The sequence below is a fragment of the Parabacteroides sp. KHUB-01 genome, from assembly GCF_056640935.1.
The window spans coordinates 1778196-1803524 of the sequence record NZ_CM153256.1 but is presented as its reverse complement, the minus strand read 5'-3'; the positions used below and the strand labels follow the sequence as shown (position 1 = coordinate 1803524).

At 38.3% G+C, this 25329-nt stretch carries 19 protein-coding genes and 1 tRNA gene; 12 read left to right on the top strand and 8 right to left on the bottom strand.

The annotated features are described in order from the left end of the window. Positions 1–56: 56 nt before the first annotated feature. Positions 57–131 (top strand) — tRNA-Pro (locus ACYIAR_RS08020). A 130-nt stretch (positions 132–261) separates the two neighbouring features. Then, positions 262–1056, top strand: coding sequence for a carboxylesterase family protein (locus ACYIAR_RS08015; protein WP_480333319.1), 795 nt, complete (start codon positions 262–264; stop codon positions 1054–1056). 138 nt (positions 1057–1194) lie between these two features. Here the strand turns inward: ACYIAR_RS08015 and ACYIAR_RS08010 are convergent, their stop codons facing one another. Then, positions 1195–2904, bottom strand: a complete 1710-nt coding sequence (locus ACYIAR_RS08010) for a hypothetical protein (RefSeq protein WP_480333317.1) — start codon at positions 2902–2904, stop codon at positions 1195–1197. Positions 2905–3009: 105 nt separating this feature from the next. Here ACYIAR_RS08010 and hflX point away from each other — a divergent pair, with 105 nt between their 5' ends. Further along, positions 3010–4221 carry a GTPase HflX gene (gene hflX, locus ACYIAR_RS08005; protein ID WP_480333315.1) on the top strand — a complete coding sequence of 404 codons (1212 nt, stop codon included), beginning with the start codon at positions 3010–3012 and terminating at the stop codon, positions 4219–4221. A 194-nt stretch (positions 4222–4415) separates the two neighbouring features. Further along, positions 4416–6578: a DUF2339 domain-containing protein gene (locus tag ACYIAR_RS08000; protein WP_480333313.1), complete on the top strand. Its 2163-nt coding sequence runs from the start codon at positions 4416–4418 to the stop codon at positions 6576–6578. 8 nt (positions 6579–6586) lie between these two features. Here ACYIAR_RS08000 and xerD read toward each other — a convergent pair whose 3' ends face one another. After that, entirely contained in the window at positions 6587–7510 is a 924-nt protein-coding gene (xerD, locus tag ACYIAR_RS07995) for a site-specific tyrosine recombinase XerD (RefSeq protein WP_480333312.1), read from the bottom strand. A gap of 107 nt (positions 7511–7617) precedes the next feature. Between xerD and aroQ the strand changes: the two genes are divergently transcribed. From aroQ to ACYIAR_RS07970, 5 genes are all read left to right on the top strand, one after another. Further along, positions 7618–8052 carry a type II 3-dehydroquinate dehydratase gene (gene aroQ / locus ACYIAR_RS07990; protein ID WP_480333310.1) on the top strand — a complete coding sequence of 145 codons (435 nt, stop codon included), beginning with the start codon at positions 7618–7620 and terminating at the stop codon, positions 8050–8052. A gap of 209 nt (positions 8053–8261) precedes the next feature. Continuing rightward, positions 8262–9719, top strand: coding sequence for a pyruvate kinase (gene pyk, locus ACYIAR_RS07985; RefSeq protein ID WP_480333308.1), 1458 nt, complete (start codon positions 8262–8264; stop codon positions 9717–9719). A 202-nt stretch (positions 9720–9921) separates the two neighbouring features. Further along, positions 9922–10599 carry an O-methyltransferase gene (locus ACYIAR_RS07980; RefSeq protein WP_480333306.1) on the top strand — a complete coding sequence of 226 codons (678 nt, stop codon included), beginning with the start codon at positions 9922–9924 and terminating at the stop codon, positions 10597–10599. A gap of 6 nt (positions 10600–10605) precedes the next feature. After that, positions 10606–10941, top strand: a complete 336-nt coding sequence (rbfA, locus tag ACYIAR_RS07975) for a 30S ribosome-binding factor RbfA (protein ID WP_480333304.1) — start codon at positions 10606–10608, stop codon at positions 10939–10941. Between the two features lie 21 nt (positions 10942–10962). Next, positions 10963–12189: an FtsX-like permease family protein gene (locus tag ACYIAR_RS07970; RefSeq protein WP_480333302.1), complete on the top strand. Its 1227-nt coding sequence runs from the start codon at positions 10963–10965 to the stop codon at positions 12187–12189. Here ACYIAR_RS07970 and ACYIAR_RS07965 read toward each other — a convergent pair. The 6 genes from ACYIAR_RS07965 to ACYIAR_RS07940 form a co-directional block, all read right to left on the bottom strand. Then, positions 12179–13525, bottom strand: a complete 1347-nt coding sequence (locus ACYIAR_RS07965; RefSeq protein ID WP_480333300.1) for a TolC family protein — start codon at positions 13523–13525, stop codon at positions 12179–12181. The two genes, ACYIAR_RS07970 and ACYIAR_RS07965, sit on opposite strands and share 11 nt — an antisense overlap. 28 nt (positions 13526–13553) lie before the next feature. Then, positions 13554–14669 (bottom strand): efflux RND transporter periplasmic adaptor subunit, encoded by a 1116-nt coding sequence (locus ACYIAR_RS07960; RefSeq protein ID WP_480333298.1) that lies wholly within the window; start codon positions 14667–14669, stop codon positions 13554–13556. A gap of 125 nt (positions 14670–14794) precedes the next feature. Then, a complete protein-coding gene (locus ACYIAR_RS07955) occupies positions 14795–16054 on the bottom strand; it encodes an ABC transporter permease (RefSeq protein WP_480333296.1) in 1260 nt (419 codons plus the stop codon). Positions 16055–16164: 110 nt separating this feature from the next. Beyond that, complete coding sequence (locus ACYIAR_RS07950) at positions 16165–17448, bottom strand: ABC transporter permease (protein ID WP_480333294.1); 1284 nt, start codon at positions 17446–17448, stop codon at positions 16165–16167. Between the two features lie 119 nt (positions 17449–17567). Next, complete coding sequence (locus ACYIAR_RS07945) at positions 17568–18224, bottom strand: ABC transporter ATP-binding protein (protein ID WP_480333292.1); 657 nt, start codon at positions 18222–18224, stop codon at positions 17568–17570. A gap of 166 nt (positions 18225–18390) precedes the next feature. Further along, the gene (locus ACYIAR_RS07940; protein WP_480333290.1) at positions 18391–19344 is read right to left on the bottom strand and encodes a FimB/Mfa2 family fimbrial subunit; all 954 of its coding nucleotides are present in this window, start codon (positions 19342–19344) and stop codon (positions 18391–18393) included. Positions 19345–19986: 642 nt separating this feature from the next. Between ACYIAR_RS07940 and ACYIAR_RS07935 the strand changes: the two genes are divergently transcribed. The 3 genes from ACYIAR_RS07935 to ACYIAR_RS07925 all read left to right on the top strand — a co-directional run bounded on the left by ACYIAR_RS07935 (position 19987) and on the right by ACYIAR_RS07925 (position 25157). After that, on the top strand, positions 19987–22833 hold the full coding sequence (locus tag ACYIAR_RS07935; protein ID WP_480333288.1) for a DUF6383 domain-containing protein: 2847 nt from the start codon (positions 19987–19989) through the stop codon (positions 22831–22833). A gap of 380 nt (positions 22834–23213) precedes the next feature. Continuing rightward, positions 23214–24191, top strand: a complete 978-nt coding sequence (locus ACYIAR_RS07930; RefSeq protein WP_480333286.1) for an ROK family protein — start codon at positions 23214–23216, stop codon at positions 24189–24191. Positions 24192–24632: 441 nt separating this feature from the next. After that, a complete protein-coding gene (locus ACYIAR_RS07925) occupies positions 24633–25157 on the top strand; it encodes an NUDIX hydrolase (RefSeq protein WP_480333284.1) in 525 nt (174 codons plus the stop codon). Positions 25158–25329 lie beyond the last annotated feature (172 nt).

Here is a 25329-nt window from a genome sequence, read left to right as displayed (position 1 = left end):
CTTTATTTTTGCTATTTTCCCCTTTAATGCCTACTTTTGCACCCGTCTTAAAAAAACGGGATGTAGCTCAGCCCGGTTAGAGTACGCGTCTGGGGGGCGTGTGGTCGCTGGTTCGAATCCAGTCATCCCGACTGAAGATATAAGCATTGATAGTCCTAATGACTGTCGATGCTTTTTTGTTTATATACTTTCTTGGTAAAAGGATATTTGTTCTGACTTTTATTGTAAATTTGCCCTTATACCATAAATAATATAAACCATATGAGAACACTACACAAATTAGGCCTTTTGGCAATAGGTTTGTTTCTGTCTTTCTCTCTCTTTGCGGGAGACAAAACAAGTTTTTTGAAAAAACAGTTTACTACAAACAGTGGATATAAGTTGAATTATCGTGTGCTTTATCCTTTGGATTATGATTCCTCAAAACAATATCCGGTAATTCTTTTCCTTCATGGAGCAGGAGAGAGAGGAACTGATAATGAAGCTCAGCTTGTTCATGGAGGAGATATGTTTGCCTCTTATTTGAATCAGCAGAAATATCCGGCTATTATTATCGCTCCTCAATGTCCGCCAGCTCCGGATTGGTGGGTCACTTATACTCGTCCTTCAGAAGAAGGAGGCAAACGTGTTTTCCCGGCTTCAAACCCTATTACAAAACCTTTGGCTGCTGTGAAGGAGCTTTTGGACAGCTATATTGCAAAAGGTGTTGTAGATACGAAGCGTATTTATATTACTGGTTTGTCAATGGGTGCAATAGGTACTTTCGATTTGGTTTGCCGCTATCCTAAGGTGTTTGCCGCTGCTACTCCTATTTGTGGAGGTGCAAATTTGCAAAGATTGGCAAATTTCAAAGGAAATACTGCTTTTAGTATTTATCATGGTGAAGCTGACAGCGTGGTGGATGTAGAATTTTCACGTGATGCTTATGATACTTTGAAGAAGGCAGGCGTTGAAGTTCGTTATAAGGAATATCCTGGTGTTGACCATAATAGCTGGGACAATGCTTTTGCCGAACCTGATTTCATATCATGGATGTTCCAGCATAGTTTGAAATGATAGTTCTTGCAATAAAAATATATATAGACCTACGCTTTCTTAGGTCTATATATATTTCAAAATGGGGCCGAACCTACGCGAATTTAGGTTCGGCCCTATTTTATTTTTCCTCGGATATATTTTAAAATATGTGTGGTATTATTTTCTGATATGTTTCAATACCTCAACTTTATTGTCAAACTCAATCTTGGTTATCAATATTCCTTTATGTTGAGGTAAATAATATGATGTCTGCTCACCGGAAAGAATCTCTCTTTGAATAGCTTTTCCTGAAATATCATAGATATCTATAACCTTACTGCTGTTGCTCGGAGGAAGAATGATTTTGTCTCCTTCAATTCGCATCTCCATCGTTTTTACAGATTCAATACTTACCGGAGAAGTGACAGGCTCATTTCCGTTGAATACAGATACAGGTGACGAACTTATCATCTTCAAAGCAGAGTTTCCGCTTGATTCAATATTGATTTCCGTATTTCCTTTTGTTTTCACAAAGAATGCATCACCTGCCGGAATTGAATAATCGCTGCCTATAGAATAAGGCTGATATTTCTCTCCGTCATATACATATATATTACCATCAGTATTCCCGTTAGTTTTTATGTCGGAAAGTTTTAGTGCGGAGGTGAGAGGATTTCCACAAAGAATCCACCCGTTGTTTTCATCTTTTCCGCTTTGTGCGTTTTCGGCAGAAATAGAGATTATATTATTTGATGTAAGTAATAAAGATTCATCTTCTGTTGATGATACATACATATTATTATATGTAGCTCCTTCGTCCAAGGCAATCAGATAACCTTTACCTTTTTCAAACAGAAGTTCGTTGCCGGATTTAATGTTTACAACTTCCCAATTATTTGCGGAAATACCATTTTGAGCTCGACCTTCACTATTATATCTGCGGACATAGAAATAATTTCCGCTGCCCTTTGTAGTTTCATCTCCTTGCTGAAGATTTGAACCGACACAATTACTGTAAACATCAAAAGGGAAAGAAACGAAATACCATTTCCCCTTTTCCGGAAATTCCTTGTGAATGGTCATTTTGCTTGCAGCGAGTTCTCCGCCGTTGATTATTTCAATTTCTCCATCAAGATGTATTTCATTACATTTTATAGATTCGTCAACGATAGCTTTTCCTTGTATAAGTGCATTTCTGTTTCTCAAAGCCGGAAGGTGAGACCAGTTTTCGGGGCTGTTCCAGTTTCCGGTGGAGGTGAAGAGGGAGTGGGATTGGATTTTTCCAGAACCATAAATACTATCTATACAATAGAATCCTTCACTTGGATTATCGCTTTGCGCTATTTCTATTGTGATTTCTTTAGCAGGTAATATGAATGCAAAAAAGCTACCTCTATTATTACTTGTTGTTTTTTTTCGGAATCCAATACTATAATTATCATTAGGTATATCAAGAAAAACTTTATTTTTAAATTCTGATTCTTTGATTGCCGAAACCATTAATTCTTCCCCCATATTTACATTTTGGGCAGCAAATGTGCATAATATTTGAGGGTTACCACTATAATATGATAAGTCAATATCAAAATCATCAAATTGGATTTTATCACCGGGAACTAATTTCAGAGTTCTTCCTCCCGAAGCATTTTCTATCCCTGAATCTTTGGTGTCAAAGTAATTCAATGAACCGTTCTGATGTTTAAAGTACCAATTGTCAATAGGTGAATCTTTGAAAGTTTGCATAACAAATGTATCTCTCAACGAGATGTTACTACTGCTATTCACAAACTCACCCCAATTTTCCGGATTATCAACTTGCGCCATCAAAGAACTAGAGCTTAAGAAAAGCATAGCGCATAAAGGAATGTGTTCTATTAATTTCTTCATAGCCTTTAGGTTTTATGGTGAAACAACTTTTCCAAAGATAGTGTAAAAAAATCGAATATCAATGATATAAAGGAAGAATATAACTGAAATTTGTATCTTTGCATTATGAAAGAATTTATTATTTCCGAAGCACAAACAGAAAAGGCTGTTCTGGTTGGTTTGATAACTCCTTCGCAGAACGAGCAGAAGGTAAAAGAATACCTGGACGAACTTGCTTTCCTTGCCGACACTGCAGGAGCGCAAGCTGTTAAACAATTCAGCCAAAAGCTGGATTATCCAAATCCTGTGACCTTTGTTGGTACTGGTAAATTGCAGGAAATTAAGGAATATGTTATTGAGAACGAAATAGGTTTAGTGATATTCGATGATGAATTGTCGCCTAAGCAATTGCGTAATATTGAAAAGGAACTTCAGGTAAAGATTCTTGATAGAACAGGTTTGATTCTTGATATTTTCGCACGTCGTGCTCAGACTGCTCACGCTAAAACTCAGGTTGAGTTGGCTCAATATAAATATATGTTGCCACGATTGACTCGATTGTGGACTCACTTGGAACGTCAGCGTGGTGGTGTCGGTATGCGTGGTCCGGGTGAAACTCAGCTCGAAACGGATAAGCGTATTATTCTCGACAAAATTTCGAAACTTAAAAAAGACCTTGTCGATATTGACAAACAGAAAAGCGTTCAGAGAAAGAACCGTGGTAAAATGGTTCGTGTGGCTTTAGTTGGTTATACCAACGTCGGTAAGTCAACTTTGATGAATTTGCTTAGCAAGAGTGAAGTGTTTGCCGAAAACAAACTGTTTGCAACACTTGATACTACTGTGCGCAAGGTAATAGTGGAAAACTTGCCGTTCCTGTTGTCGGACACTGTAGGTTTTATCCGTAAATTGCCGACTGAGTTGGTAGAGTCTTTCAAATCAACACTTGATGAGGTGCGTGAAGCTGACCTTTTGGTTCATGTTGTTGATATTTCGCATCCTACATTTGAAGAGCAGATAGAAGTTGTTAATAAAACTCTTTCGGAAATAGACAAGACAGAGAAACCTGTAATTATGGTTTTCAACAAGGTTGATGCATTCTCTTTTGTCCCGAAAGATGAGGATGATTTGACTCCAAAAACAAGAGAAAACATCAGTCTTGATGAATTTAAGCAGACATGGATGGCAAAAATGCAAGATAATTGTATCTTTATATCCGCAAAAGAAAAGGTTAATATCGATGCTTTGAAAACTCTGCTTTATGAGAGAGTCAAGGAAATACATATAACGCGTTTCCCATACAACGACTTCCTGTTCCAACAGTATGACGTTGAGTGAAAAAGGAAAAACGACAGTACATAAAATCCAGATATTTAAAGTGTATTTGAAGACGAGCCATTGAATTAAAGGCTCGTCTTTTTTTGTTCATAATTATTTTTGATATATGATTTTCTTGTGTGAAGTATTATTTTATTATAAAAAGATTGTAAGTTAGGGGAGTTGTTCAACTAAGTTTACAATAACATACAAATATGGAAGCCATTTTACTGTTCTTCGTAATAATAATCTTTATCTATTTCCGGTCGGAAATGAATAAAACCTCGGCTAAAATCGAAAAGATGCAGCGAGAGGTTGATACATTAAAATTTAAATTAAAGGAAATATCCGAAGTTGAAAAACAGGAAACAAAAGTATCAGAAGCGGTACCTCCACCACCTCCTCCTTTTTATGTTGTTAAACCGCAGACGGTGATGCCGAATAGTCAGATTCCTGAAAATAAGAGAAAGTCGTATGACTTTGAAAAACTTATGGGTGAGAATGTTTTCGGTAAAATAGGTATATTGATACTTGTTGTTGGCATTGGCTTGTTTGTTAAGTATGCGATAGACAATGAATGGATAAGTGAAACTGTACGTACGGTTTTAGGATTTGCCTGTGGTGTTGTATTATTAGGGTTTGCTTTTTGGCTGAAAGACCGTTACCGGACTTTCAGTTCATTACTTTCCGGAGGAGGCTTTGCTGTATTTTATGTCACTGTAGCAATGGCATACCATTATTATGGTTTGTTCTCTCAAACTGCAGCATTTGTTATGCTTGTAATTTTCTCCATATTCATGATTTGTATTTCGCTGATTTTTGACAGGCGAGAACTGGCTTCAATAGCATTGGTAGGAGGTTTTATAGCTCCATTCCTTGTAAGTGAAGGAACAGAAGGGATAATAACTCTGTTTGCATATATGGCAGTTCTGGATATGAGTATGTTTACTATATCTTTCTATAAGCGCTGGGGAGAATTGCCGCTTTTCTGTACTGTATTGACATGGTTTCTTTGTTTGTCATCGATACCGGTTTATTGGGAAGATGAAACTGAAGTGGCAAAGCCTGCAATGATGTTTGGTTTTGTTATAGCTTATTATCTGATGTTCCAGTTGTCGGCATTGTTGATAGTTAAGAGCAGTAACCGTTGGGCAAACACATCTTTATTGGCTTTACCTGTCGTTAACAGTTTAATATTTTGGATATTGGCAGACAGATGTATGCTTTATTTCGAACCATACATACATTTTCCGGTTTTCTCACCAGTATTTATTGCTTTGGTGAATATGGTTCTTTATGTGTATTTCTATATAAATCATCGTGATAAGAGAAATATGCTTCAGATGTTGCTTGGACTTGTCCTGTTGGCAATGGTAACAGCGGTGCCTGTTCAGTTGGAAGGCTCGTTTGTAACATTGTTTTGGACAATCGAAACATTAGTTGCCGTATGGTTATTTAGCCGTTTCGGTAATAAATTATATCGTTTTGCGGCGCTTGCTCTTTTGCTACTTACATTTTTTTCTTGGTCAATTGATTGTTATGTGTATGATTTCAACGAAAGATTGTTTATTAACGGTTATTTCCTGACATCATGTTTCGTATCAATTGCTTTTATATTAGTTTCTGTTTATTGTTATCAAAAAGCTTTGCCAGATATATTACCATTTGGCATAGTTGCCGGATTGGTATTATATTCTTCAGTAGTTATAGATTTAATTGCTAATTTATCCGAACGCTCGGATTTGATAGGTTGGATATTCCTGTTCTCAATATTGTTCAGTGCAATCATTTCATTTCTATTATACCGTTACAGGTTGTTACCTTCGGAAACAAATTTATTTTACATATTAGTTTCTGCCTATCCGCAGGCACTTTGTCTGTTGTTTGTCTTGGCTCTTAACTTCTTGGAAATGGAAGGCTGTTATGTTTATCTTTGGGTAGGGTTTGCAATGATAACGTTATATCTGCTGATGTTGATAAAGTCATATTATGTTGACAACAATTATAAAGATAAAGCAACCGACTTGGTAACTTGTTTCCTTTCTGCTAGCGGAACTGTTACATGGGTTATGGCAGTTAATGTTTTACTTCACCAGCTTGGATTTGAATATGAAGGTAGTGCCGGAATATCTGTTTCGCTTGCCATAGCTGTTTTTGTGATGATATCCTTGGGTATGCGTAAGAATTGGAAAACTATGCGTATATGTGGTTTTGTAGGATTCGTTGTTCTTATGTTTAAACTTGTAGCAATTGATTTGTGGCTTCTTCCGACAATAGGTAAAGTTTTTGTCTTTATATTCATAGGAATAGTATTGCTTGTTCTGTCATTTATGTATCAGAAACTGAAAAAAGTAATATTTGGAGAGAGAGAAAGTTAATGGCAACCTTATATTGTGTTGCCATTATTTTTCAGTTTGTTTCCGCGAGGATGATGTTCAAGTATTTCTTTTCGGATGAACTCACGGTCGATATGTGTATATATTTCGGTTGTAGTTATTTTTTCATGTCCTAGCATATCCTGTATTGCTCTCAGATTGGCTCCACCTTCAAGCAAATGGGTCGCAAATGAATGTCTGAAAGTATGCGGACTCACAGTCTTGTTGATTCCGGCAAGGGCAACATGTTGTTTTATTATCAGAAAAACCATAACTCTTGTTAGTTTGCTGCCTCTTCTGTTGAGGAATAATATATCTTCGTTTCCTGGTTTTACTGTTATTACACCTCGGTCCGGAAGATACATCTCTATTTCTTTCAGAGCAATATCGGATATCGGAACCAAGCGCTGTTTGTTGCCTTTTCCTTCAACCTTTATAAATCCTTCTTTTGGATATATATCCGAAAACTTAAGGTTCACAAGCTCTGATACACGTAAACCGCAACTGTAAAGTACTTCAAGCATGGCACGGTTGCGGTGTCCTTCGGGTGTTGATAAATCTATACTGTCAAGGATTGCGTTTATTTCATTGACGGAAAGAACTTCCGGCAGCTTTGTTCCAATTTTGGGAGATTCAAGTAATTCAGTCGGGTCGTCTTGAATATAATCTTCAAGCAAAAGGAAATGATAGAATGATTTTATCCCGGAAATAATTCTAGCCTGCGAACGAGGATGAATACCTATATCATGTAATTCGGCGACGAATTCTTGCAAATCTTCGTATTTTATGTCTTGTATTTTTATTCCTTTGTCATCTGCAAAATTTCTTAATTTATCAAGATCTCTCCAGTATGCGTCTATGGAATTTGCGGAAAGAGACTTTTCCAATTGCAGATAAATCTTATATTTCGTAAATATATCTTTTTCTTGCCGCATTGTTTGTATATGTCTTTATTAATGTGTCAAATAAATTTCGTATATTTGTACCAAATTTTTCCTTTTGATGGGAAGTATGTCTGCAAAGGTAATAAATTGGTAACAAAATGAAGAAAATTCAAATCATCAACGGTCCAAATCTTAATTTGCTAGGCAAGCGGGAGCCAACCGTTTATGGAAATACAGCGTTCGATGGTTATCTGGAGAGTCTGCGAGTTCAGTACCCTCAATGTAAAATAGAATATTATCAGAGTAATGTTGAAGGCGAATTGATTAATAAGATACATGAAGTAGGTTTTGATTTCGATGGAATAATATTGAATGCCGGAGCTTACACACATACTTCTATAGCCCTACATGATGCGATAAAAGCTGTTACTACACCAGTAGTTGAGGTTCATATTTCAAATGTTCATGCACGAGAGTCTTTCCGTCATGTTTCAATGATTTCTGCTGCTTGCCGTGGAGTAATTCTTGGCTTTGGTCTTGATTCTTATCGCCTTGCCCTTGAATCATTTTTGGCGAATGGCGGAGATTTGTGAGGGAAGGAGATAGGAAGTTAAGTAGTTGAGGAGTCAAGTAGTTAAGAAGTTAAATTTACTAACCCCTTGTTAACTCGTCAACTTGTTAACTTGTCAACTCAAAAACTAAAAAACTCAAAAACTAAAAATAATATTAATGTTTAATATAGACCATCAGTGTCCAAGCCGGAAAAAAGGACAGTCACTGTTGGTTACAAACTAAAAATCTTATGTTGAAGCATACTAAAATTGTTGCGACGATTTCTGACATGCGTTGCGAAGTAGAATTTGTTGACGCATTGTATAAAGCAGGTATGAATGTGGCTCGTTTGAACACAGCCCATATGGATGCAGAAGGTTTGAGCCGTGTTGTAAATAATATCCGTACAGTGTCTAACCGAATTGGTATTCTGATGGATACAAAAGGTCCTGAAGTTCGTACAACTGTTACTGTAAACAAGGAACCTATTGCTTTCAAGATTGGTGATATTGTAAAAATTTCAGGAAATCCTGAAATGGAAACTTCTCACGAGCATATCTATGTCTCATATTCAAATTTCGTTCAGGATTTGAGTGTAAATAGTGATATCTTGATTGATGATGGTGATTTGGAATTGCGTGTTATCGAAAAACATGCTGATTATCTTGTATGCGAAGCTCAGAATGAAGCTACTCTTGGAAGCCGCAAGAGTGTAAACGTTCCGGGTGTTAGAATTAATCTTCCTTCATTGACAGAAAAAGACCGCAGAAATATCTTGTGGGCTATTGACAATGATTTGGACTTCATCGCACATTCATTCGTTCGTAACAAACAGGATGTTTTGGATATCCAGCGTATTCTTGATGAACATAACAGCCCAATAAAGATTATTGCTAAGATTGAGAACCAGGAAGGTGTTGACAATATCGACGAAATTCTTGAAGCTGCTTATGGTATTATGATTGCTCGTGGTGACTTGGGTATCGAAGTTCCTGCAGAAAAGATTCCTGGTATCCAGCGTGTGTTGATACGTAAGTGCGTTGAGGTTAAGAAACCGGTTATTGTTGCTACTCAAATGTTGCACTCAATGATTAACAATCCTCGTCCAACTCGTGCTGAAGTTACTGATATCGCAAATGCTATTTATTATCGTACAGATGCTTTGATGTTGAGTGGTGAAACAGCTTACGGTAAGTATCCTGTTGAAGCAGTTCAGACAATGGCTAAAGTTGCTAGAGAAGCTGAAAAGACTAAATTGGCTGCTAACGATATCCGTGTTCCAATTGAAGGCAACGACTTGGATGTAACTTCTTATTTGGCAAAACAGGCTGTTAAGTCTTCTTCTAAACTTCACGTTAAGGCAATCATCACTGACAGCTACACTGGACGTACAGCTCGTTATTTGGCTGCATTCCGTGGTACTTCAACAGTATTTGCTATTTGCTACAACGAACGTGTAATGCGTATGTTGTCTTTGTCTTACGGTGTTTGGGCTGTTCATCAGCCATGGAATGATAGTCGCCGTGGATATTTCTATGATGCATTGAATCAGCTTATCAATAGCGGTCGTATTACTCGTGATGATATGGTTGCTTATTTGAGCGGTAGCTATGGTGAAGGTGGTGGAACAACATTCCTTGAAATTAACAATGTTGGCAAGGTGTTGAATGCTGGAAACCAGTATCAGTTGCCAACTTTTAAAGACTAAATATATTTAGCAAGTTGATAAGATGACAAGTTAACAAGATTTTTAGATAATAATTCATGATATTACATGTGTTCTGACCTTGTTAACTTGTATATGTAGCCTTGTCAACTTGTCCCCTTATATAAGCACAGAGGCATAGAGATTCTACCAATATATCTCTATGTCTCTGTGTTTGAATTTTATCATTTGATAATACTTACCTATGGGAAGAGACAGTTATCTTACACATTTGCCGGATAGGGTAGAAGAAGTGTCAATTGACGATTATATTCTTTCTCACTCTGATGAAGAAGGAGAATTGCTTTCAGCTTTGACTCGCGATGCCAACGTGAACCTGCTTCGTCCTCGTATGTTGTCCGGACATTTGCAAGGCAGAATATTGAAGATGTTTTGTCGTATGCTTCGTCCGAAGCGCGTGCTTGAGATAGGAACATACACAGGTTATGCAACTCTCTGCATTGCCGAAGGTTTGGAAGAAGGAGCTTTGGTGCATACTTTGGAAATTAACGACGAGATGGAAGATTTCATTATGAAATATGTTGACCGTTCTCCTTATAAAGACAAAATCCGACTTCATATCGGTGATGCTGTTGAAATAATTCCTTCATTGGGCGAGACATTTGATATGGTGTTTATTGATGCTGACAAGCGTTTGTATTCACAGTATTATGATTTGATATTTCCTATGGTTCGTCCCGGAGGTCTGATTCTGGCAGATAATACACTTTGGGATGGAAAAGTTGTGGAAGAGAAAATCTCTCCGTCTGACAAGCAGACAATAGGAATATTGGAATTCAATGATAAAATAAAGAACGACGAGCGAGTAGAGAAAGTAATTCTTCCGCTTCGTGATGGTTTGACAATGATTTGGAAAAAATAAATATTTATGGAAAGTACAAGATTAAATAAAATCGGACGTTTGTTGCAGAAAGAATTAAGCGACATCTTCCTAAAGCAGACAAAGGCTATGCCTGGTGTTCTGGTTTCTGTCAGTGTTGTTCGTGTAAGCCCGGACTTAAGTGTTGCCCGCGCTTATTTGAGCATTTTCCCTTCTGAAAAGGCTGAAGAGTTGTTATCTGCTATACGTGCAAACACAAAAGCAATCCGTTATGACCTTGGTCAGCGTGTTCATTTGCAGTTGCGTAAGATTCCTGAATTGACATTCTTTATTGATGATTCTTTGGATTATATTGAGAATATCGATAAACTGTTGAAAAAATAATCATTTGAAAATATCAGTCCTTTGAACTTCTCATTCTATATAGCTCGCAGATATTTGTTTTCCAAGAAATCTCATAACGCAATCAACGTGATTTCTATGGTTTCTGTTTGTGGCGTAGTTGTTGCAACTATTGCTCTCGTGTGTGCTCTTTCTGTCTATAACGGATTCAACGACCTTGTTTCCGGTTTGTTCAGCAATTTCGATCCGGAATTGAAAATCACACCACACTATGGAAAAGTGTTCGATCCTTCAGACGAGAGAATAAAACAAGTACGCCATCTTAGCAATGTAGCTTTTGCCGGAGAAGTTCTTCAGGATAATGCATTGGTGAAATATCGCGAACGCCAGGTTGTAGGTGTTGTAGTAAAAGGCGTTGACGAAAGTTTTCATCATTTGACCAATATTGACAGCGTACTGATTGATGGAACGTTCACCTTATCAGAGGATGTTGTTAATTATGCGACTATGGGAATTGGCCTTGCTTCCTCACTTGGCATAAATGCCGGCTTTGTTTCTCCTCTTGAGATATATGCTCCTAAAAGAGAAGAGAAAGTAAATATGTCGAATCCGGCATCATCTTTCCGCGTTGAATATGCTTATATTGCCGGAGTCTATCGGATTAACGAACAGGCATATGATGAGAACTATATGATTGTTCCCATCGACCTTGTCCGTTCTCTTTTCAACTACGAAAAAGAAATCAGCGCCCTGGAACTTAAACTTAAGGATTCGGAATTACTTCCCCAAACGGAAAAAGAAATAGAAGAAATCCTTGGCGGTGATTTTGTTGTTGAGAACCGTTTCGAGCAGCAGGAAGCTTCATTCCGTATGATGCAGATTGAGAAATGGGTTACATTCCTTATTCTCTGTTTCATTCTTGCCATTGCCCTGTTTAACATCATTGGTTCTCTTTCAATGCTTATGATTGAGAAGAAGAATGATGTTTGCACTCTTCGTAATATGGGAGCTTCCGATACTCAGATTCGTAACATCTTCCTTCTCGAAGGATGGATGATTTCCGCCTTCGGAGCGTTTATTGGCATAGTTATAGGTGTTGTTCTTTGCCTTGCCCAGCAATATTTCGGAATAATAAAGCTTGGCGATGCATCCGGTGCATTCATCATTGATTCATATCCGGTGCATCTTATGCTGGGCGATGTTCTTGCCGTTCTTGTCACAGTCCTAGTGATAGGCTTTCTGGCAGCCTGGTACCCTGTGAAATACCTAGGCCGCCGACTTACAGCTTAAGCTCTTTTCCTCCGTAGAAGTCCAGAATTTTTGCCCTGAATATAAAGTCATATTTAGCCTGCGCTTCTTCAGCCAGACTCTGGGCATATTTTGTCTTTGCTTCATTAAATTCAAATACAGTGCTTTTCCCTGCGCTATATCTGTTTTCAGCATATTCAAATGCTGTTTTGCTTGCTTCTACTGATTTACCTGAAGATTCATATTTTGCCTGGGCAGCAGTTGCGTTATAATATGCCTGCTGTATTTCCTTATACAAAGTTTTCTTGGTATTCTCAATAGCCAGTTCCTGATTCTTTATGGCAATGCGAGAGCTTCTCACACCATTACGTACCTGGAATCTGTTGAACAAAGGAATTGTCAGTGAGAAACCAATTGTTCTTCGTCCGTTCTGATTCAACTGGTCGCCAAAAGGAATAGAAATATTATCACCCGTATAATAATGATAATATCCGTTGGTATAACTTGCTCCTAATGAAAGCTGCGGATAATAATAACTCTTTGCCACATTCAGCATTTTCTTCTGACTTTCCAGCAAATATTCCTGCTCTTTAATCTGCGGTTTGAATGTAACGGCATGTTCATAAATATTATCCGGTGGGACAATACTGCTCATATATGTTTCTATAGCGTCACTGGTTTGAGGAATAACAATATCAAAATTCTTCTCACTTCTTTCCAGTTCAAGACTTTGGGCAAGATTCAGCAACGCAAGGCTCACATTATTGTCTGCTTCCGTAAGCGAAACTTCGTCTTTTGCCAACTGTGCTTTCATATCATATAATTGAGATACGGGAACTTTACCGTTCTTAACCAAAGCCTCAGTCTTTTCCACCTGTTCACGGCTCAGATTTACCTGCAGTTCGGCAATATTCTTAATTTCCTTGTTATATAACACTTGAAGATAATAAGAAGCAATGTTGATAGCTAAATCCTCACGTGCCTTATTCAGACTTTCCATTGCTGCTTTTAGATTAAGTTTCTTCGCTGCGATATCATTCGGAGTTTTCAATCCGTCAAAAATAGGCATACTCAGGTTTATTGAAGCTGTAGTATTTGCCGAGTTCTGGTCCACAATGACACCCGTTTTCGAAGGCGAACGTCCGAAGTCGAAGTTCTGATACAAACTTGCATTGACTGACGGCAACCAGCTATGCTTGCTTGTATGCAGTTCCACTTTCTTGTTTTCCTTGTCCTGTTCGATTTGTTTCAGAGAAATATTATTCTCGATAGCATATCGTATACACTCTTCTAGAGTCCAGCTTCCGGCTTTCTCCTGTGCCGTCGCATATTGTGTTCCTATTATGGCTGCTATGCTCAGTAAAAATGATTTATACATCTGGTTTGAGTTTTTAGTTTATGAGTTGTTACTTCTTCTCAACCTCAGCACCTCTGACCTTGTCGCTTTCGCTCAGTCCGCTCTTCACTTCAATCTTTATTCCGTCAGAAAGTCCTGTTGTAATACTTCTCTTTTCAAACACTTGTTCCGGAACTTCCTGAGTAATAACATATACAAATGAAGAATCGCCTTTGAATTCAACAGTGCTTTCAGGCACAGTCATAACATCGTTTACTTCTTTCAGAACGATTTCTGCATTTGCGCTATATCCTGCTCTGATGAAAGCATCTTCCGGAATCTTTATTGCAGCCTTTATTTCAAACTGTATTGCTCCGTTTTTCTCAACACCTTTTGGTGAAACATATTCCAGACTGGCATCGAACTTGCGGCTTTCCATAGCACCGATTGTAAGAACTATCGGCATATTTTCCTTGATTCTGCCTATATCTGTTTCATCTACGTTTCCTTTGAATATCATATCATTCATGTCGGCAACGGTTGCAATAGTTGTTCCGTCATTGAAATTGTTTGCCTGGATAACAGAATTACCTACTTTTACCGGAATATCCAGAATCATACCTGTAATCGTACTTCTGATTTGAGTTGTACTTTCCACATTTGAATTCTTGGCAATACCATCACGTATAATCTCCAACGCACTCTGAGCATTTGCACGTTCTTCAACAGCTTTTAGATAATTAGCCTTACTTGTCTCGAATTCCTCAAGAGCGATAACACCTTTCTTGAACAAATCTTCGTCACGTTTATATACTTCCTCGATTTGTTTCAATGAAATTTCGGCAAGATTCACTCTCGATTCGGCACTGTTCAGCTGAACCATCTCAGGAATAACTTTGATAGTGGCAATTATTTCGCCCTGTTTCACCATCTGACCGGCTTCTTTCTTAAGCTCGGCAATGATACCGGAAATCTGTGGTTTCACCGCAACTTCATATCTTGGCTCAACATTACCTGTTGCCACTGTTTTTGTCGCAACATTCCCTTTCTCCGGTGAAATAGTTTCATAAATAGTCTTCACCGGCTGCGCTTTCTTCCATAAGAAATAGAATGTTCCGATAACTGCACAACCAACTGCGCTGAGCAGTATTATACGCAATACTTTCTTTACTAATCTGTTGGACATATGTTTTAAGTTTTTTAGTTTTTAAGTTTTTTAGTTAACAAGGTGACGAGTTGACAAGTTGACAAGGGAATAGTATACTTAACTTCTTGACTACTTGACTCCTTAACTCCTTAACTCCTTTCCCCTCATTCCTCCCTAATCGCATCAATCGCCTTAATCTGCATCGCCCTCCACGCCGGAATAAGTCCTGCAAGCAAGCCGCAGAAAAGGAGAATAACAGTTGCTGCAACAGCAACCTGAATGCTCACGCCCGGATTCACCAGCGGACTGTCTTCTCCCGTAGGATTCTGAGCAATTAATATTCTATCTAAGAAATCCAGGATAAATACACCGCAACTCAGACCAATCAATCCTGCCATAGCAGTGATAAGCAAACTTTCGCTCATCACCTGCGAGATAATATTCCAAGGCTTTGCACCCAATGCACGGCGTACCCCGATTTCCCTTGTTCTTTCCTTTACTGTCACCATCATAATATTGCTGACACCGATAACTCCGGCAAGTAATGTTCCGATTCCGACAATCCAAATCAGAATGTCGATACCGACAAACAGATTCTGGAAAGTCTCAAACTGTTCCGCCACGTTAACCACACCGATAGCCTGTGGGTCAGTCGGCGATATTTCATTCTGCTGTTTTATCACAGTCTTTATTTCTTCAACCAAATCATTCATCTTTACACCGGGCGAAGCCAGCACACAAAGGAAATGAATTATATCTCCTTGATTAAGCGTCTGCTGCATCGTGTTGAACGGGAGGAAAACAGTTTCCGAAGCTCGTCCGCCGATATTTACTTTCGAAGCTTTTTGGTCTGTTACACCAATCACCTGATAATAAATACCATTCACACGTATATATTTGCCGCACGAATTTGCACCTTTGAAAAGCACTTCATTCACCTTGCTTCCTATAAGGCAAACCTTTCTTTTCTCTTTTAAATCTATTTTGTTCAGCAATCTTCCATATGAAAGTTTCTGATTCTCTATTTTGAAATAATCGTCGGTCACACCTTTAACGTTGAATGTTCCCGTCATCTGTCCGTAAACGATATTCTTTTCGTTCTGTGAGCCCCACAGGATAGGAGAGATTGCTTCCACGCCATGTATTTCCCTTACATTATCTACATCCCTGTTGCGCATATTCCAGGTTCGTCCTTTATTGAATCCTTTATATGATTCGGATGTTCTGTCAGAAAAGAAGAACACAGAATTTGTGGCAAATCCGTCAACCGACTTATACATCGCGTTCTTCATACCGTTGCCCGAACCTAATAATATGACGAGCATCAGAATTCCCCAGAACACGCCGAAACATGTCAGCAGGCTCCTTGTCTTATTTCGGGTTATTGTAACCCATATTTCTATCCATCTGTCCAGGTCGAACATTTGTTTGAGTTTTTAAGTTTATAAGTTTGTTAGTTCACGAGTTGACAAGGCTACAGGTACAAGGAATCCTCCTTGTTCCCTTGTCAACTTGTTCCCTCGTCTCTATATATTCACTCTGCTCTCATCGCTTCTACTGCTGGAATCTTCACAGCCTTTCGTGCCGGGAAATAACCGGCAAGCACTCCGGCAACAATAATCAGTATAGTTGATGAAATTGCAATACTTATATTAACTGTCGGGTCACGGAATGTCGAAACATTTCCTCCCACGGTATTACTGCTTTCCACAGCACTTTGCGCTGCCTGTGCCGTTTCCATACCATAATTTATCATCTCCGTTAGCCCGATTCCCATAATCATGCCGATATATCCGAACACGGCGGTAACCATAATTGATTCCGTGATTATAAGCATAAGTATAGATGATGGTTTTGCACCGATAGCCTTTCTGATACCGAACTCCTTCGTGCGTTCTCTCACCGTGATAAGCATAATATTGCTTACGCCCACAATTCCTGCCATCAAAGTTCCGATACCGATAATCCATATAAACAGGTTGATTCCCGCCATCATAGTGTTGAACGAACGGAACTCGCTTCCCAGGTTCCACATACCAATGGCATTCTCATCCGTCGGGTCGAACTGATGGCGCCTTGCCATCCATCCTCTGAACTTTTCCTCAAAGGCATCATTCTCTGCTTCGGTGTTAACTCCTTTAAGAGTGAAGTTTAACGAGCCGAATCCATATCCTTTATTATATAGTTGCTGAGCTACCGAAAAAGGAATATAAGCAGGAGAGTTGTTACTGTTATTTTCATCTTCGTATGTTCCAACAACCTGAAACATAAAACTACCGCATCTGACATATTCGCCCAAAGCATTTTTGCCTCTGAACAGTACTTCAGCCATACGCGGACTCAGCACAATCACTTTTCTCATCATCTTCACGTCCGCCTCATTTATAAATCTGCCATTATTAGACTTTACATTAATATAATTGATAATGGCATGGTCCGGCATCACCCCTTCGGTCTGCCCGGTGAAATATTCTTTATTATATGTAATAGTATCGGAATGGTTAATCGAAGCCGAGCAATATTCCACTTCCTTGAAATCCCTCTTCAGATCGTCCAGGTCATTTTGGCGGAAGCTAATCGCGCGGTTTGTCGGCATTCCCTGCCATGGCTTTGTCGTATAGCGCGTCCAAACATTTACATAGTTCATGGAAATGTTGCGGAAATTATATATGATACCGTTCTTAAGTCCGTTTCCCGCCGCCAGCAGAACAATAAGCATGAATATACCCCACGAGACGGAAAATCCCGTAAGGAAAGTACGCAGCTTGTTTCGCTTTATGGTACTCCAGATTTCGCGGAAATTGTCTAAGTCGAACATTGTTTAAGTTTTTAAGTTTATGAGTTTGTTTGTTGACGAGTTAACAAGGAGACAAGTTGACAAGGCTTCAGAAACAAGAAAAACTCATTGTCAACTCGTCAACTTGTTCCCTTGTCCCCTCATATTATAACTCCATCCTTCACCCTAATAACCCTATCCGTCGCATCCGCCACCGACTGCTCATGAGTGACAATCACCATCGTCATCCCATCCAGATTCACTTTGCGAAGTAAATCCATCACTTCCACTGTGGTTTTGCTGTCCAATGCGCCGGTAGGCTCATCGGCAAGGATGACTTTCGGTTTTGCAATTAGCGCACGGGCGATAGCCACACGCTGCTTCTGCCCGCCGGACATCTCGTTAGGCATATGATGAGCCCAATCCCTTAGTCCCACCATATCCAGATATTCCAGAGCAAGCTCATTACGCTTCCTGCGGCTCACACCCTGATAATACAGAGGCAAAGCCACATTCTCCATAGCATTCTTGAAAGATATAAGATTGAACGACTGGAAGATAAAACCAATCGTGCGGTTGCGGATTTCGGCAGCCTTGCTCTCGCTCAGATTGCGTATAAGCTGGCCGTTCAAAGTGTATATACCGGAGTCGTAAGTATCCAATATACCCAATATATTTAATAATGTGGATTTTCCCGAACCGGATGCTCCCATGATTGAAACCATTTCTCCCTTCTCTATATCTAAATCCACTCCTTTCAAAACATGTAGCGGCGCACCGTTGTGGTATGTTTTGTTTATCCCTTCCAGATGAATCATAGGTGTTTTTCAAATTGTTTGATATATGTTTGCAAAGATATAACTTAAATAATATGACGTATGCATTTTGATAGTTTTTTTAGGTATAATGTGATAAATAGAAATGGATATGGGACATCTGCGTGTTTTTATTTCTCAGACATCCCATATCCGTATATTAATAGTTTTATTTCAGTTCAAATACAATATCTTCGGTCACTTCATTCCAGTTTTGAATACTGAAATCTCCGGTATTATTATTTACGATAGTTTCCTTGATGGTAATGTTAAGATTCAGTTTAGTATTCGCCGAAAGAGTGTTTTCTATATTCTTTGACAACACTTTTGTAGTCCCGTCCTGCATTGTGATTACCAGTTTTATCAGCGGGTTTGGAGCTGAAGGAAATAGCATCACAGTAGCATTGGTCATTTCAGTGTCATCAACAGAACGGGCAAGCTCAAATTTTACGGTCTTTGTCTGGTTTTCCGGCTCTGCCGTATAGAAGTTAAGTTTCTCTGCAATACTTCCAACTTGGACTTCCATACTCTTTATGTTAGAGCTGAAAGTTCCGTTATTGCTGTTTTTAACAGTAACTTTCAATCCTGCAACCACTCTTCTAAGCTCAGCTTTAAAGTCGTCGCTTGTGTGAGTCTCTTTTTGAGCAAAAACCAAATCATACACAGGAGCACAAGTGTTGTCATCATTTTTCCTTAGGGTAAAATATAACTTGCTCAAGTCAGCTCCAACGACTAAGCCCGGCGAACTGATTTGCGGTTTGCTGTATATTGGCTCTTCATATTTGGGCGTTCCCCAATAAACGAAATTATAGAAATTATCCGGCAAACTCAACACCCGGTTATAATCCCCGAATATATGACCTTCCAGAATGCGGTAATAACCGTTGAACGGACCTAATTCTCCATTGACATAATTCCCATAATAAATTGAACTGTTACTTTCGCAAGGATAAACCTCCAGAATACCGGTTAGAGGACTGTAGCCGGTTTCGTCGTTTACCATTGCAGTAATTCGTGGTGATACAAGATTGTCTTGTGATTCATTTTCCGGAATATCGCAATCTTTCGAGCAGGAAAACATTGATGCAATTAAACAGAAGGCACTGAAAATTTTTGTTTTCATATTTTTATTCTTTTAGTGAGTTTCTATGGTTCTTTCGGAGCAATGTTAGCATAAAGAATACAATTGGTCTCTTGGTTTCGTTGTTCGTAAGAATCATCTGTTAATATAACATTTGTGAGATTAGTATTGTTTTACATTTTGCCGAAAAAAGATAATAGTTTTATTGCTTATTTTCATGATGTTATTGTTCTGATTCGGGTGTCAATCAAAACTTACTTCTAGTACATTAATAATATGGATTGGTGATGGAAATTTCACCCTTTTAGTTAATAATTTTTTTCGGCTCACCTAGGTGGTTCAATCGGCTCACCTAGGTGGATTGATTAGCTCACCTAGGTGAGTTAAAATAAACATCTCATCCTTATGAATACTTGTCTATGGTTAATTACATATATTATATTGTATGTCGGAGAAATTCTATGAATATTTTATGTCACCAAAAACTGGGGTTTCGTACTAGATAACTTAGCTAAGTGATAAGAAAACAATTGAATCGATAAAAATTCCTTTATAAAATTTGTAGGTATAAAAGAAAGAACTACCTTTGCACAGTAGTGGCTATAATATAGATAGCCTTTTTAGAACTTGATATTACACTAGATTTTTAATTACATACTATTAATAACTAAATTTTTAAAGATTATGAACAAGAAATTTACTATGGTTTGTGCCAGCTTGTTGTTGGCATCTGCTTTTTCGGTAAATGCAGCAAGTGTTTATACTCCTGATGTTAAACTTGTGGAGTATGCAACTGCTCCAAATGGAACTCAGATAAAAGCAATTAATTTGGCTGATGGCGTTAAATTTTATCTGAAAAAGGACAATAGTAATTATTTGACTGTAAGTACAGTAAAAGTTGGTGAGACAGAATTTACTTCATTTGTTACTTCTCAAAGTGACTTTAAAAATGCTTCTATTTTTGAAGTGAGAAATTTGGAAACAGTAACAGGTGGTGTTGTATTTGAGTTATATGTTGATGGCAAGAAATTGTCTGTTTCATCTGTATCTGGTTCAACTGTAACAGATAAAGATAAAGTCGTTTCAAAATTCTTCTCTAAAGACAAAACAACAGATATAAGCAATATTGTTACATATGTAGTTAATGGTATTGGAAAGAATTTGTGTGAATATACTTCTTCAATTGTTGCATATACTACAGAATTAGATTATAAGGCAACAGACTTAAAAGAATTCAATGCAACTAGCACAACATTTAGCTTTGACTTTTCTGATGATGAATTAGTTGGTAATGAATTTAAAAGTGTGATACCTGTTACTTTGTCTGCTGATAACACTGCTAAACAAGGAACATACTTTGTCAGAGGCTCTAAAGCTAAAGATTTTAATCCAGCTGATGCTAAAACATACAAAGATGTAGAAATTCTTGCTATTAACCCAAATTCTCGTTATGGCTTGAATTCTACAATTGCTCAGGAAGGTTATTCTTTGTATTGGATGAAAGCAGAAAATGCTCTTAAAGATGGTGCTATCGTTGCTGACTCTACTTCTATTGCTGCGTTTACTTCTATCTTAGAAAAAGACCAGTTGAATAATGAAGGTGTTGTTGAGTTGTCAATCAAACCTAATGTGACAAAAACTTCTGGTCAAGTTTTTAGTGATACTGAATTAAAGGTTGCTGCAATCAAAACTTCTGCGACAGATACTAAAGCCTATGTTACAACTGTTGCTCCTACTACAAATTGGTCTGTAGTTAAGAATGCACAATTAGGAGATAATACATACTTGGCTGCTTCTGAATTCTTGAAAGCTGATGCGATCAATACAGTATCAATTTTGGTTGTTAATGGTACTCCTGGAGCAGGTAAATATTATAACTATGTTATTAGCACAGGTACAACTGAAACCTATATGCCTGCTAGTAAGTTGGATTTCTCAATGGCGCAAAACCAGTGGGTAGTAACTGATTTCGATGGAAAATATACAGTAACTTTAAAGAATCGTTTGACAGATCAAGTTTTGACTCTTCGTGTAGCTAAAACTGAAGCTGGTTATGAAGTTAAATCAGGATTAGATCAGGTTGCAACAGTAGATGGAAATGTTAATGCTGTAGTTAAATTCTTGCCTATTGAAACAACTCAGAATGATGGCTATTTGGCATTGACTGAAGATCAGATGAAGAATGGTATCAAGTTATCATTCACTGGAGAAACAGTTTTGGCAGGTGAAAAAGAATTCTTTGGAGTTTATAATGAAGCTAAATCAAGCATGACTCTTGATTTGGATTCTGAGAATGCTATCATTTTCTATGCTGTAAAAAATCTTACAGATGATAAGAAAGCAGATAAAGTTACTAAACCAGATTTTACTTATGCTTGTTTGAATGCAGAAGGAGAAGTTACTTATAAGACTGCAGAAGCTAATTTGGTTATTCCTACTTATATCTTAGCTACAGAGCTTGATAAGGATGGTAAGGTAGTTAAATCTTTGGGTTCAGGATATTCAATTTCTCAATCTTCTACTCCGAACACTGTCTTTGCTTTTGCAAAGAATATGAATGGAGGCTATTCATTAGTATCTCATTCTCCTAATACAACAAGTTTAGCAACCTATGCGGCTCAGCAAGTTGCTGGTGTTCAGTATAATAAAGTAACTGGAACTAATCCTGATGGTTTGACATTTACTTCAGTTTCTCGTTATGATGCGGATGCTGTTAACAATGTTTTTGCTAATCTAAATGTGTTGTCAAATGTAGAGTTGAACACATCTCTTCCAGCAGTTTCAGGTCACTACACATTCGATAACGCTAGAGGCTCAATCAATGTTAAAGATTTGGTAGGTATCAACGAAGGTTTCTTGGCTTCAGAAGGTCAGGTATTCTGGTTGGATACTGCAGATATTGAAAATGAACATCCTTCATTCTATATCTCATTTGGTAATGATTCAGTAGCAGCTCGCAACTATATGTTCAATCCAATTGATTCAGCTAAGGTATTTGATGAATTCACTGCTAAGTATAAATATAATGATGTTTATTACTATGGTGAAGATGCTATGGTTGATGAATCAACAAATGAAGCTAAAGGTACTTTGAAAGCAGCATTTGCTTCTGCAGTAGCTGAAGAAGGTAAAGATTTGGCTGATGCATTCAAATTTACAATCACATTGAAAGATGAAGCTGTAGCTGATGAATATGTAGTTCGTTCAGTTAAAAATACAGACTTGTATGTTGGTCAGAAGAATGGTGTTGTTATCTTGACAGACAAAGATAATGCAATGGCATTTACAGTTAACCCAGCTGAAGCTCCAACATCTAACGAATCAGTAGTTGCTTCTGAAGTTAAAGTTGTAGCAAACAACGGTTCAGTAGTAGTTAAGAACGCTGCTGGTAAGAACGTAGTAGTATCTACAATCTTGGGTCAGGTAGTAGCTAACGAAGTATTGACATCAGACAACGCAACAATCAACGTTCCTGCAGGTATCGTAGTTGTAGCAGTTGACGGTGAAAGCTTCAAAGTAAGCGTAAAATAATACCGGTTACAAGTTAACAAGTTGACAAGTTTGTTGATAAGTTGACAACTTATAAATAAATTCAGAAAAGAGGTTGCATGAAAATGCAGCCTCTTTTTGTTTTACATTGGAGTCTATATTTGGTAATGGCTATTCGAACGGTTTCGATTTAGCATTTTTGTTGTACAATATTGTATGAACTTTAACCCATCAACTTGTCATAAAAATATCATTTTGTAACGCGTTTTTATGTTCTAAAACATAGTTATTGAGTGTATGCCAAGAAAAATTAATACAAAAAGTTATTTTTTCTGAATAATTCATTGGAACTTGTTATAAACCTCTTATATTTGTGAAACAAAAGAACACAAACAATAATTATTAATCCAATATAAGTAATCATGGAGAAACCTTATGTAGTAGGTATTGATATAGGTGGTACCAATACTGTATTTGGCGTTGTTGACGCTCGTGGAACAATCTTGTATAGTGGTTCTATCAAAACTGGTAAATATGCTGATATAGATGATTATGTTGAAGCATTGAGCAATGGTTTGCTTAGCGTAATTAATCAGGCTGGTGGCCCTGAAAAGATTAAAGGTATTGGTGTAGGTGCGCCAAACGGAAACTTCTTTAACGGTTGCATTGAATTTGCGCCAAACTTGCCATGGAAAAACAAAATTCCTTTGGCTCAGATGATCAGCGAAAAAGTTGGTGGTATTCCAGTAGCTTTGACTAACGATGCTAACGCAGCTGCAATCGGTGAAATGACTTACGGTGCTGCTCGTGGTATGAAAGACTTTATCGTTATCACATTGGGTACAGGTGTAGGTAGCGGTATCGTAGTTGGCGGTAACTTGGTTTACGGTCATGACGGTTTTGCCGGTGAGTTAGGTCACGTTATCATGCGTCGCAACAACGGTCGTGCTTGTGGTTGCGGTCGTATGGGTTGTTTGGAAGCTTATGCTTCAGCAACAGGTGTTGCTCGCACAGCTCGCGAATTCTTGGAAATCCGCAAAGAAGACAGTTTGTTGCGTGAATTGGATCCGGATGAAATCACTTCAAAGGATGTATTCGATGCAGCAATGAAGAATGATAAGCTTGCTTTGGAAATCTTCGAGTTCACTGGTACAATGTTGGGTGAAGCATTCGCTGACTTCGTAGCATTCTCTAGCCCTGAAGCTATCATCTTGTTCGGTGGTTTGACTAAGGCTGGCGACTTGATCATGAACCCAGTTAAACGTTCAATGGACAAGAACATGCTTAAAGTTTACGAAGGCAAAACTAAACTTTTGTTCTCTCAGTTGAAGGAAAGCGATGCAGCAGTTCTTGGTGCTAGTGCTTTGGGCTGGGAAGTTAAAGAACCATCTGCTCTTTAATTGATTTAATGTTATCATAATATGGAAAAGGATATGCGGCTTGGGCTGCGTATCCTTTTTTAGTAGGTGAGGAGAGAAGGAGTTAAAGGTGTTAGAGGAAGTTAGATGGAGTTAGAAGTTCGATAGTATTTAGGTGCTATTATCAAACTTATAAACTTACAAACTCAAAAACTATTATTTAAGGCTGAAGGTCTTTAAATCAGGCGGAAGCCTGATTTGATATAGCCCAGGGCGTGAGCCCTGGGTTTAAAGTCTCACCACACCCAATAAAGCCCTGAAGGGGCGAAACCTATCCTTTTAGTTCCGCTCCTTCAGAGCTCAGGTACATATTATCATATATCACCCAGGGCTCACGCCCTGGGCTATGTAAAAGGCTTTCAGCCTTATCTATTGTCTCTGAAACCTTGTCAACTCAAAAACTTATAAACTTAAAAACTCAAAATGCATCCATTAAACCAATTCAAATTCTGCCCTAAATGCGGGTCGGAACATTTCGTCGATAATGATGAAAAATCAAAGAAATGTGAGGAATGCGGATTCGTATATTATTTGAATCCCTCATCAGCCGTAGCCTGTTTTATCAGAAACAAGGACGGAGAATTTCTGGTAGTCCGCCGAGGAAAAGAACCGGCAAAAGGAACACTGGACTTGCCCGGCGGTTTTGTTGACAGATTTGAATCTGCCGAGGAGGCTGCACGTCGTGAAGTGAAGGAAGAAACAGGTTTGGAAATAGGTGAATGCCGTTATTTATTTTCCATCCCTAATATATATGTATATAGTGGTTTTGAAGTTCATACATTGGATATGTTCTTTATGTGTGAGGTCGACGATTTTGCCGGTGCAGTTGCTGCCGATGATGCAGAGGAAATTCTGCCGTTGAAATTGGAGGAAATGGATTGGCGGAAGTTCGGGTTGAGGTCGATAAGTGAGGCGGTGGAAAGGTTTAGAAAGGAGTCAAGAAGTTAAGAAGTTTGTTGTTTTCTATCTAAATTTTGGCTGAAGGCCTTTGATTTTACAGTGTAGGGCAGTGCCCTACGTTTTGACCGCCCCCATACTAAATGCGCCCTGAAAGGGTAGAACTTCACTCGGTTCTGCCCCTTCAGGGCTTATTGTATGGTATATATCCTGAAACATGGGG

Bases quoted from the DNA above. Each gene is read 5' to 3' on its own strand.
- ACYIAR_RS08015 (WP_480333319.1), top strand. From the start codon at position 262: ATGAGAACACTACACAAATTAGGCCTTTTGGCAATAGGTTTGTTTCTG.
- ACYIAR_RS08010 (WP_480333317.1), bottom strand. From the start codon at position 2,904: ATGAAGAAATTAATAGAACACATTCCTTTATGCGCTATGCTTTTCTTA.
- hflX (WP_480333315.1), top strand. From the start codon at position 3,010: ATGAAAGAATTTATTATTTCCGAAGCACAAACAGAAAAGGCTGTTCTG.
- ACYIAR_RS08000 (WP_480333313.1), top strand. From the start codon at position 4,416: ATGGAAGCCATTTTACTGTTCTTCGTAATAATAATCTTTATCTATTTC.
- xerD (WP_480333312.1), bottom strand. From the start codon at position 7,510: ATGCGGCAAGAAAAAGATATATTTACGAAATATAAGATTTATCTGCAA.
- aroQ (WP_480333310.1), top strand. From the start codon at position 7,618: ATGAAGAAAATTCAAATCATCAACGGTCCAAATCTTAATTTGCTAGGC.
- pyk (WP_480333308.1), top strand. From the start codon at position 8,262: ATGTTGAAGCATACTAAAATTGTTGCGACGATTTCTGACATGCGTTGC.
- ACYIAR_RS07980 (WP_480333306.1), top strand. From the start codon at position 9,922: ATGGGAAGAGACAGTTATCTTACACATTTGCCGGATAGGGTAGAAGAA.
- rbfA (WP_480333304.1), top strand. From the start codon at position 10,606: ATGGAAAGTACAAGATTAAATAAAATCGGACGTTTGTTGCAGAAAGAA.
- ACYIAR_RS07965 (WP_480333300.1), bottom strand. From the start codon at position 13,525: ATGTATAAATCATTTTTACTGAGCATAGCAGCCATAATAGGAACACAA.
- ACYIAR_RS07960 (WP_480333298.1), bottom strand. From the start codon at position 14,669: ATGTCCAACAGATTAGTAAAGAAAGTATTGCGTATAATACTGCTCAGC.
- ACYIAR_RS07955 (WP_480333296.1), bottom strand. From the start codon at position 16,054: ATGTTCGACCTGGACAGATGGATAGAAATATGGGTTACAATAACCCGA.
- ACYIAR_RS07950 (WP_480333294.1), bottom strand. From the start codon at position 17,448: ATGTTCGACTTAGACAATTTCCGCGAAATCTGGAGTACCATAAAGCGA.
- ACYIAR_RS07945 (WP_480333292.1), bottom strand. From the start codon at position 18,224: ATGATTCATCTGGAAGGGATAAACAAAACATACCACAACGGTGCGCCG.
- ACYIAR_RS07940 (WP_480333290.1), bottom strand. From the start codon at position 19,344: ATGAAAACAAAAATTTTCAGTGCCTTCTGTTTAATTGCATCAATGTTT.
- ACYIAR_RS07935 (WP_480333288.1), top strand. From the start codon at position 19,987: ATGAACAAGAAATTTACTATGGTTTGTGCCAGCTTGTTGTTGGCATCT.
- ACYIAR_RS07930 (WP_480333286.1), top strand. From the start codon at position 23,214: ATGGAGAAACCTTATGTAGTAGGTATTGATATAGGTGGTACCAATACT.
- ACYIAR_RS07925 (WP_480333284.1), top strand. From the start codon at position 24,633: ATGCATCCATTAAACCAATTCAAATTCTGCCCTAAATGCGGGTCGGAA.